Origin of the sequence: Maribacter sp. 1_2014MBL_MicDiv, from assembly GCF_001865655.1 — a bacterium.
Taxonomy (GTDB): Bacteria; Bacteroidota; Bacteroidia; order Flavobacteriales; family Flavobacteriaceae; genus Maribacter; species Maribacter dokdonensis.
Window position 1 is genome coordinate 786930 of record NZ_CP011318.1, and the last position, 11325, is coordinate 798254.

An 11325-nucleotide genomic window follows, 5' to 3' on the forward strand; every position below is an offset into this window, starting at 1 on the left:
CTATTATCTACTAATATACAGATATTCACTATCTACTTTACTTTCCCCATCAAGGGTTGTGTAATCAAAAATATAGAAATAAATTCCGGATGGAAGATATTCTTCAACACTTAGGGTTGATCGCCCTCTTGATCTTCCATCAAAAACATTATTTTGATTGTTGTAATTCTCACCTTCATAAACCGCAACTCCCCATCTATTAAAGATTCTTAAAGTGCTATTTCGAATTTTATCAACTCCTCTAATAAACAAAAATTCATTTCTACCATCCCCATTCGGTGTAACCAATTGATTTACCTCAATGGCATTGTCAGTTGGATCAGTAGGATTATCATTCACCACATTTATTTCTATTGTTGCGGTATCACAATTACCCTCTAAATCACATACGGTATATTCAAAAGTATCGGTTCCTTCAAAACCATCATTTGGAACATAGGTAATCGTATCATCCGAAATATCATCCGGCGTTCCTCCGTCATTAACTTCAACCGTTCCATTAGAAGGGTCGGTAACCGTTAACGTTCCATCGGTTGGAATACCGAAATCATTATCCAACATATCAATTTCTATCAATGTATTCACAGGAGTGGTCACAGCATCGTCTACTACATCTAATTCAATAAGCTCCCCTACCGTAATCGTAATTGTTGCGGTATCACAATTACCCTCTAAATCACATACGGTATATTCAAAAGTATCGGTTCCTTCAAAACCATCATTTGGAACATAGGTAATCGTATCATCCGAAATATCATCCGGCGTTCCTCCGTCATTAATTTCAACCGTTCCACTAGAAGGGTCGGTAACCGTTAATGTTCCATCGGTAGGAATACCGAAATCATTATCCAACATATCGATTTCTATCGGTGTATTCACAGGAGTGGTCACAGCATCGTCTACTACATCTAATTCAATAGGCTCCCCTACAGTAATCGTAATTGTTGCAGTATCACAATTACCCTCTAAATCACATACGGTATATTCAAAAGTATTGGTTCCTTCAAAACCATCATTTGGAACATAGGTAATCGTATCATCCGAAATATCATCCGGCGTTCCTCCGTCATTAATTTCAACCGTTCCACTAGAAGGGTCGGTAACCGTTAATGTTCCATCGGTAGGAATACCGAAATCATTATCCAACATATCGATTTCTATCGGTGTATTCACAGGAGTGGTCACAGCATCGTCTACTACATCTAATTCAATAGGCTCCCCTACAGTAATCGTAATTGTTGCAGTATCACAATTACCCTCTAAATCACATACGGTATATTCGAAAGTATCGGTTCCTTCAAAACCATCATTTGGAACATAGGTAATCGTATCATCCGAAATATCATCCGGCGTTCCGTCATTAATTTCAACCGTTCCACTAGAAGGGTCGGTAATCGTTAACGTTCCATCGGTTGGAATACCGAAATCATTATCCAACATATCGATTTCTATCGGTGTATTCACAGGAGTGGTCACAGCATCGTCTACCACATCTAGATCAACATTGCTATCAGGGTCCAAATAATCAGGAGTGCCGTCATTGTCACTGTCATCATTGGTCGGGTCGCCGTCATTATCGACATCCTCGTCAGGGGTATCAACGCCGTCACCATCATCGTCAAGATCACGGTAGTTCACGTCCTCCGTACCATCAGTATCCGGTAGGTCGTTCGCTGGATCGTCGATCTCATCGTTCACATCGAATCCATCGTTCACATCGGAACCCTCGTAACCATCGTCCAGACCGTCACCATCGGTATCGACACCGGTGTAGGTCTGATCCGGAACTCCGTCAAAATTTAAGTCGTTGCCCTCATTATCGTCAGGAACCAGATCGTTGTCGCTATCGTCATCAAGATAATCCACATTATCCGTACCATCCGTGTTCACAGGAACCAACCCGTCAGGATATGCACTGTTCACCCCGTCATTGGAAGCGTAGGTCGCGGCATCGTCCTCGTTAGGGGCTATATAACCATCGGTGGTCTGTGCCTCCACGTTGTCGGGTATACCGTCATCGTCACTGTCGATATCCAAGTGGTTCGGTATACCATCGTTATCGGTATCCAGCGGATCCGTTAAAGGATCATTGTCACCGTCAAGGTTGGGATCTTCCTCCGTATCCAGGATACCATCGTTATCATCATCAAGATCAGCACTGTCAGGAACTCCGTCCCCGTCCGTATCCGGACCCGGGCTATCAGGGTCCAAATAATCCGGTGTACCGTCATTGTCACTATCATCATTGGTCGGGTCGCCGTCATTATCGACATCCTCGTCAGGGGTATCAACGCCGTCACCATCATCGTCAAGGTCGCGGTAGTTCACGTCCTCCGTACCGTCCGTATCCGGTAGGTCGTTCGCCGGATCGTCGATCTCATCGTTCACATCGAATCCATCGTTCACATCGGAACCCTCGTAACCATCGTCCAGACCGTCACCATCGGTATCCACACCGGTGTAGGTCTGATCCGGAACTCCGTCAAAATTAAAGTCGTTGCCCTCATTATCGTCAGGAACAAGATCGTTGTCGCTATCGTCATCAAGATAATCCACATTATCCGTACCATCCGTGTTCACAGGCACCAATCCGTCAGGATATGCACTGTTCACCCCGTCATTGGAAGCGTAGGTCGCGGCATCGTCCTCGTTAGGGGCTATATAACCATCGGTGGTCTGTGCCTCCACGTTGTCGGGAATACCATCGTTATCACTGTCGATATCCAAGTGGTTCGGTATACCATCGGTATCGGTATCCAGCGGATCCGTTAAAGGATCATTGTCACCGTCAAGATTGGGATCTTCCTCCGTATCCAGGATACCATCGTTATCATCGTCAAGATCCGCACTGTCCGGAACTCCGTCCCCGTCCGTATCCGGACCCGGGCTATCAGGGTCCAAATAATCAGGAGTGCCGTCATTGTCACTGTCATCATTGGTCGGGTCGCCGTCATTATCGACATCCTCGTCAGGGGTATCAACGCCGTCACCATCATCGTCAAGGTCGCGGTAGTTCACGTCCTCCGTACCGTCCGTATCCGGTAGGTCGTTCGCCGGATCGTCGATCTCATCGTTCACATCGAATCCATCGTTCACATCGGAACCCTCGTAACCATCGTCCAGACCGTCACCATCGGTATCCACACCGGTGTAGGTCTGATCCGGAACTCCGTCAAAATTAAAGTCGTTGCCCTCATTATCGTCAGGAACAAGATCGTTGTCGCTATCGTCATCAAGATAATCCACATTATCCGTACCATCCGTGTTCACAGGCACCAATCCGTCAGGATATGCACTGTTCACCCCGTCATTGGAAGCGTAGGTCGCGGCATCGTCCTCGTTAGGGGCTATATAACCATCGGTGGTCTGTGCTTCCACGTTGTCGGGTATGCCGTCGTTATCAGAATCAATATCGACCCTATCTGGATAACCATCTGAATCGGAGTCAACATCTTGACTAAAAGAAATCGTCTGAGGGTCTACAAAATTATTTAAACAAGAAAATTGAATTCCAGATTGACGAGGTACATTTGTAGTAAAATTATTAGAAGTGTCTGTCTCTATTCCAAAACGGAATACAAACGTATTTATATTAATGAATTCTACGGCAACGTTAACAGAAGGATTCGAATTAGATATCCCATCATACTCCCTCATTCCCCCATTAATCAAAAGTCCCCCTGAAGTATAATTAATTCCAACATCAGTTGGATTGTCATAGGTATAACTAGCTGGAGTATCAAATCTATTGAATTCCTGGTATTGTTCATTACCATCTACGTCAATAAAATTAGCAATCAACTCATCTAAAAATTCATTTTCTGTGGTACCGGATTTAACAAGTCTAATACGTAAATCAACATATGGTCTTCTTATATCATCTGTTGTAGTAAATTCGATTTCTGGTTTAAAAAATTCTGGATCTACAGAATTTTGATCGAGTGTACTGATTCTACCATTTACAATTTCCTCAATAGTTACTATAGCATCAAGATCCGATGTAATGTTTGGAAATCGATATACCGCACCTTCACTTAATGCAGCACCTTCTTCAAGAATCGGTGTGTTGCTAAAATCTAAGTTTGGTACAACTTCACAATCAAAATCCAAACTAAGCTCACTTGACTCTTGGCTATCGAATATTCCATCGTTATCAGAATCTGAATCTAAAAAATCAAACACACCATCTTTATCAGAATCTATGGGTATCAATCCTTCTCCAATTTCTGTTTGATAAATATCATCCAATCCGTTTCTATCATTATCTACTCCCGAGGAAAGAACAATATTTTTAGAAAATTGGGCTTCAATAATATCCAATAACCCATCATTATCCGAATCTACATCCAAATAATTGGGAATCCCATCACCATCAGTATCAGTTGGATTTGTCAAATGATTATCATCTCCATCCAAGTTACTATCTTCCCTAAAGTCAACTAAACCATCATTATCATCATCTATATCTTCTTCATCTGGAATACCGTCACCATCTGAATCCATATAATACAAACTAAAATAATTGTCATTTAGGTAATTGTTTGGAGTAAATGACATAGTCCAAAACAAAGTTGTCACAACAACTAAAGATTGGAATGAAAAAAGAAAATGTTTTCTAAAAGTAATTTTACCCATAAGTGTTAGTGTTTTACTAATCACCATGGCAAATGGTAGTGTTTTTAATGTTTTCGATAAGAAAGTGGGGCAGTCTTATTAAAACGTTGCTAAGATATATTAAAATGAATTCAACTCAAATTCTTTTTCGATTAACCCTCAAATTCAATAGGCAATCTGCATAAAAAATGGACAAATAGACGTTAATATATTAACATTTCTTTTAAATACGATCAATCTAGCAATATGGATCATATTCATTAAAACAATTGTAAATAATATTCACATATCTTGTTTATAGTCTACATTGAAAACATCTTACTTAAATTATCACTGCGCTTTCTTAAATGGTAAGAATCTATTTTATCTTATTTTTGCACAAATTTTTTATATGACCTTCAAACAAGAAATAGAACGAAGAAGAACCTTTGGTATCATTTCACACCCCGATGCTGGTAAAACTACACTTACTGAAAAACTATTACTTTTTGGAGGTGCCATTCAAGAAGCGGGTGCCGTAAAAAACAATAAAATAAAAAAATCCGCGACCAGTGATTTCATGGAAATTGAAAGACAAAGAGGTATTTCTGTCGCAACCTCTGTTCTTGCCTTTAACTACAAGAACAAGAAAATTAACATTTTAGATACTCCGGGACACAAAGATTTTGCCGAAGATACTTTTAGAACCCTTACCGCTGTAGATAGTGTCATAGTTGTAATTGATGTTGCTAAAGGTGTAGAGGAACAAACGGTCAAACTAGTAGAAGTTTGTCGTATGCGAAAAATTCCAATGCTCGTATTCATTAATAAATTGGACAGAGAAGGTCAAGATGCTTTTGATTTATTGGATGAATTAGAACAAAAGCTTGGACTTTCCGTTACTCCGTTAAGTTTTCCTATTGGAATGGGCTATGATTTTAAAGGTATATACAACATTTTTGAAAAGAATATTAATCTTTTTAGTGGGGATAGTAAAAAGAATATTGAAGAAACGATTGCTTTTGATGACGTTACCAATCCTGAACTGGACAAAATTATAGGAAGCAACGCCGCATCGGAATTAAGGGATAATCTTGAATTGGTATGGGGTGTGTATCCAAAATTCAACAAAGAACTATACCTAAAAGGTGACCAACAGCCAGTTTTCTTTGGATCCGCCCTTAATAATTTTGGAGTTCGAGAATTATTAGATTGTTTTATCCAAATTGCCCCTACACCGCGATCTAAAAATGCTGAAGAACGTTTGGTAGAAGCTAACGAAAAAGCTATGACCGGGTTCGTATTTAAAATACATGCAAACATGGATCCTAAACATAGAGACCGACTTGCTTTTATTAAAATTGTATCGGGTACATTTGAAAGAAATAAACCTTACTTACATGTAAGACATGGTAAAAATTTAAAATTTTCAAGTCCTAATGCCTTTTTTGCAGAAAAAAAGGAAATAGTTGATATTTCTTATCCCGGTGATATTGTAGGTCTTCATGATACGGGTAATTTTAAAATTGGTGATACGTTAACCGAAGGCGAAACCTTACATTATAAAGGCATACCTAGTTTTTCACCAGAACATTTTAGATATATCAATAATGCTGATCCATTAAAATCTAAACAGCTAAATAAAGGAATAGACCAATTAATGGATGAGGGTGTCGCACAATTATTTACTTTAGAAATGAATGGCAGAAAAGTTATAGGTACCGTGGGTGCATTACAGTTTGAAGTTATCCAATACCGATTGGAACATGAATATGGTGCCAAATGTAGCTATGAAAATTTCAATGTATATAAGGCATGTTGGGTAGGAACCGAAAACAGAAAATCAGATGAATTCAAGGAATTTGAACGAGTTAAGCAAAAATTCCTTGCAAAGGACAAGAGAGGTCAATTGGTATTTTTAGCAGATTCTCAATTCTCCCTTCAAATGACCCAGCAAAAATATCCATCAGTAAAACTACATTTTACTTCAGAATTTGAATAAAAAAAGCCCAATTTAAAAATTGGGCTTTTTTTATGCTTCTCCTGTAGGACCAAAATTAATTGGTATTGAAGGTTGCTCATAATCCTTTATTGTTCCGTGTGCTTTCTCAAAACGTTGCACATTATCGTTTAAAGCTTTTAAAAACTTTTTAGCATGTTGAGGAGTCAAAATAATCCTACTTTTAACTTTTGCCTTTGGAGCTCCTGGCATCATACTAATAAAATCAACCACAAATTCAGAAACTGAATGATTAATAATAGCTAGATTAGAGTATATACCTTCTGCCATTTTTTCGTCCAACTCAATATTTATCTGCTTTTGATTTGGGTTCTTATGTTCACTCATGTTTATTTCATATTAAAAAAAATGACCCTCAAATTTTATTTGAGGGTCAGTATTATAATTAGAATCTTAATGCCTCTTTTCTGGCCATTATCTCATCATATTCTTCTTTGGACCCAACGATAATACTATCATAGTCTCGCATACCTGTACCAGCAGGAATCTTATGACCAACAATAACATTCTCCTTAAGACCTTCTAAAGTATCTACTTTTCCACTTACAGCGGCTTCATTTAATACCTTAGTCGTTTCTTGGAACGATGCAGCAGAAATAAATGATTTCGTCTGCAACGATGCTCTAGTGATACCTTGAAGGATTGGAGTTGCCGTTGCAGAAACTGCATCTCTTGCCTCAACCAATGCCTTATCTCCACGTCTTAACAACGAGTTTTCATCTCTTAACTCTCTTGGAGTTACAATTTGACCCGGTTTAAGATTGTCAGAATCACCAGCCTCCATTACTACTTTCTTACCAAAGATTTCATCATTTTCTTTAATGAAATCATCTTTATGAATCAATTGATTCTCTAAGAAGATAGTATCACCTGGATCTTGAATTCTTACTTTACGCATCATCTGTCTAACAACTACTTCAAAGTGCTTATCATTAATCTTCACCCCTTGCAGTCTATAAACTTCCTGAACTTCATTTACCAAGTACTGTTGTACAGCGGAAGGACCTTTTATTGCTAAAATATCTTCTGGTGTAATTGATCCATCTGACAATGGCATACCTGCTCTTACATAATCATTCTCCTGTACCAAGATCTGATTAGATAATTTCACAAGATATTTCTTAACCTCACCTAATTTAGATTCAATGATTATCTCTCTATTACCACGCTTTATTTTACCGAAAGAAACAACACCGTCAATTTCAGATACTACTGCTGGGTTAGATGGATTTCTAGCTTCAAACAATTCGGTAACTCTTGGAAGACCTCCTGTAATATCACCCGCTTTTGCAGATTTACGTGGAATCTTAACCAAAGTCTTACCTTCTTTAATCTTATCGCCATCATCAACCATTATATGAGAACCTACCGGTAGGTTGTAAGAACGTAATGTTTCACCTTTAGCATCTTGAATCAACAAAGTTGGTATCAACTTCTTGTTTCTAGATTCTGAAATTACTTTCTCTTGGAAACCTGTTTGCTCATCTATTTCAACTTGATAAGTAACACCTTGCTCAATATTCTCATAAGCAATTTTACCTGGGAATTCAGAAACGATTACCCCGTTATATGGATCCCAAGAACAAATTACATCGCCCTTTTCAACTTTAGCTCCATTTTCCACAAACAATTGAGACCCATAAGGAATATTGCTTGTACTCAGAGTAATACCGGTTTTGGCATCAACAACTTTAATCTCAGTTGTTCTAGAAATTACGATCTCTGCTGGTTTACCATCAGAACCTTCGCCTGTAACCGTTCTTAAATCTTCAATTTCAGCAATACCCGAGAATCTTACTTCTAATTTATTATCCTCAGAAATGTTACCTGCAATACCACCTACGTGGAATGTTCTAAGTGTAAGTTGTGTACCCGGCTCACCAATTGATTGTGCAGCCACAACACCAACAGCTTCACCTCTTTGTACCATTTTATTGGTTGAAAGGTTTCTACCGTAACATTTAGCACATATACCTTTCTCAGCCTCACATGTAAGTGCAGAACGTACTTCTATTTTTTCAATAGGAGATGCTTCCACTCTCTTAACATCGGCTTCCATAATCTGTTGACCCGCTTGAAGAACCAATTCTTCTGTCATTGGGTTATAAACATCATGTAGAGAAACACGACCTAAAATTCTTTCACCTAAGCTTTCAACAACTTCTTCATTCTTCTTAAGTGCCTGAACTTCCACCCCTCTTAATGTTTCACAATCTTCGGTGTTAATAATAACATCCTGAGAAACATCAACAAGTCTTCTCGTTAAGTAACCAGCATCCGCAGTTTTCAATGCCGTATCCGCAAGTCCTTTACGTGCACCGTGTGTAGAAATAAAGTATTCTAAAATTGAAAGACCTTCCTTAAAGTTAGAAAGAATAGGGTTTTCAATAATTTCTCCACCACCAGCTGTTGATTTTTTAGGCTTGGCCATCAAACCACGCATACCTGTTAACTGACGAATTTGTTCCTTAGAACCCCTTGCTCCAGAATCAAGCATCATATACACCGAGTTGAAACCTTGCTGATCCTCACGGATACGTTTCATAGCCAACTCAGTCAACATAGCATTTGTTGATGTCCATACATCAATAACCTGATTGTATCTCTCGTTATTAGTAATAAGACCCATGTTATAGTTAGCCATAATGCCATCAACCTGACCATTGGCCTCACCGATCATATCCATTTTTTCAGCCGGGATAATAATATCACCTAAACTAAAGGACAATCCACCTTTGAAGGCAAATTCATACCCCATAGTCTTAATCTTATCCAAGAAAGCTGCAGTTGCAGGAACACTTGTTACAGCTAAAATATCACCAATGATATTTCTTAATGCCTTCTTGTTCAATACTTGGTTAATATAACCCGCTTCCTCTGGTACGTTTTTATTAAATAAAACACGCCCAACAGTTGTAGGTATAATTTGATTAACCAATTCACCCTCCTCATTAAAATCCTTAGCCCTAACCTTAATACCAGCATTAAGATTTACTTTACCTTCATTAAAAGCTATCTCTACTTCTTCTGCAGAATAAAAAGTTAAACCTTCACCGATAATTGGAACTTCAGGAGTTGATTTACGCTCTTTGGTCATGTAATACAGACCCAAGACCATATCCTGTGATGGTACAGTAATCGGCGAACCATTAGCAGGGTTTAATATGTTCTGAGAAGCAAGCATCAACAACTGTGCTTCTAGAATAGCCTCTGGTCCTAATGGTAAGTGAACCGCCATTTGATCCCCATCAAAATCCGCATTAAATGCAGTACATGCCAATGGGTGTAGACGAATTGCTTTACCTTCTATTAATTTAGGTTGGAAAGCTTGGATACCCAAACGGTGCAAAGTAGGGGCCCTGTTCAATAATACAGGATGACCTTTCAATACATTTTCCAAAATATCCCAAACTACAGGCTCTTTTTTATCTATAATTTTCTTAGCGGACTTAACTGTTTTTACGATACCTCTTTCAATCAATTTTCTGATTACAAAAGGCTTGTAAAGTTCAGCAGCCATGTCTTTTGGAAGACCACATTCATATAAGTTCAACTCTGGTCCTACAACAATTACCGAACGAGCAGAATAATCTACACGCTTACCAAGTAAGTTTTGACGGAAACGACCTTGTTTACCTTTTAATGAATCTGAAAGAGATTTCAAAGGTCTATTAGATTCCGTTTTTACTGCAGACGCTTTCCTCGTATTATCGAACAAAGAATCTACCGCTTCTTGAAGCATACGTTTTTCATTACGTAAAATTACTTCAGGAGCCTTTATTTCAACCAATCTTTTTAAACGGTTATTACGAATAATTACCCTTCTATAAAGATCATTTAAATCTGATGTTGCAAAACGACCACCATCTAATGGTACCAATGGACGTAATTCTGGTGGAATCACCGGAATTACCTTCATGATCATCCATTCTGGTTCGTTTTCTCTATTTTCTTGAGATTCCCTAAGTGCCTCAACTACTTGCAAACGCTTTAAAGCTTCAGTTTTTCTCTGCTTTGAAGTCTCAGTATTTGCTTTGTGTCTTAACTCAAAAGAAAGTTCTTTAAGATTTATTCTACCCAACAAATCAATTAAACACTCTGCACCCATTTTAGCAATAAACTTATTAGGGTCAGTATCTTCTAAATATTGATTTTCTTGAGGAATAGTATCTAATATATTCAAGTACTCTTCTTCTGTCAAGAAATCCATTTTATTGATTTCTTCACCTTCAGGTCCTTTAGCGATACCTGGTTGTATTACTACGTAACGCTCGTAGTAAATAATCATATCCAATTTCTTGGAAGGCAAACCTAAAAGGTAACCTATTTTATTAGGTAAAGAACGGAAGTACCAAATATGAGCTACTGGTACCACCAAGTTAATATGACCTACACGATCTCTACGCACTTTCTTTTCCGTTACCTCTACACCACAACGGTCACAAACGATACCACGGTAACGAATACGCTTGTATTTACCACAAGCACATTCATAATCCTTAACAGGACCAAAAATACGCTCACAGAACAAACCATCACGTTCTGGTTTGTGAGTTCTATAGTTAATTGTTTCCGGCTTTAAAACTTCACCTCTAGATTCTGCCAAAATAGATTCTGGAGAAGCTAAACCTATGGAAATTTTATCAAACCTTTTTACTTGGTTATTATCTTTTATTCTAGCCATAATAGCGTTCTGATAATGTTTTAATTTG

General features: G+C 38.4%; 4 protein-coding genes. 1 reads left to right on the forward strand and 3 read right to left on the reverse strand.

The annotated features are described in order from the left end of the window. Nucleotides 1-3: 3 nt before the first annotated feature. Complete coding sequence (locus YQ22_RS18800; RefSeq protein WP_083414182.1) at nucleotides 4-4635, reverse strand: Ig-like domain-containing protein; 4632 nt, start codon at nucleotides 4633-4635, stop codon at nucleotides 4-6. A 370-nt stretch (nucleotides 4636-5005) separates the two neighbouring features. Here YQ22_RS18800 and YQ22_RS03195 point away from each other — a divergent pair, with 370 nt between their 5' ends. Continuing rightward, nucleotides 5006-6595: a peptide chain release factor 3 gene (locus YQ22_RS03195; protein ID WP_058106009.1), complete on the forward strand. Its 1590-nt coding sequence runs from the start codon at nucleotides 5006-5008 to the stop codon at nucleotides 6593-6595. A 30-nt stretch (nucleotides 6596-6625) separates the two neighbouring features. On the opposite strand, the gene YQ22_RS03200 is transcribed toward YQ22_RS03195, so the two are convergent. Beyond that, complete coding sequence (locus tag YQ22_RS03200; protein ID WP_058106008.1) at nucleotides 6626-6940, reverse strand: DUF3467 domain-containing protein; 315 nt, start codon at nucleotides 6938-6940, stop codon at nucleotides 6626-6628. 58 nt (nucleotides 6941-6998) lie between these two features. After that, nucleotides 6999-11297 carry a DNA-directed RNA polymerase subunit beta' gene (rpoC, locus tag YQ22_RS03205; protein ID WP_058106007.1) on the reverse strand — a complete coding sequence of 1433 codons (4299 nt, stop codon included), beginning with the start codon at nucleotides 11295-11297 and terminating at the stop codon, nucleotides 6999-7001. Nucleotides 11298-11325 lie beyond the last annotated feature (28 nt).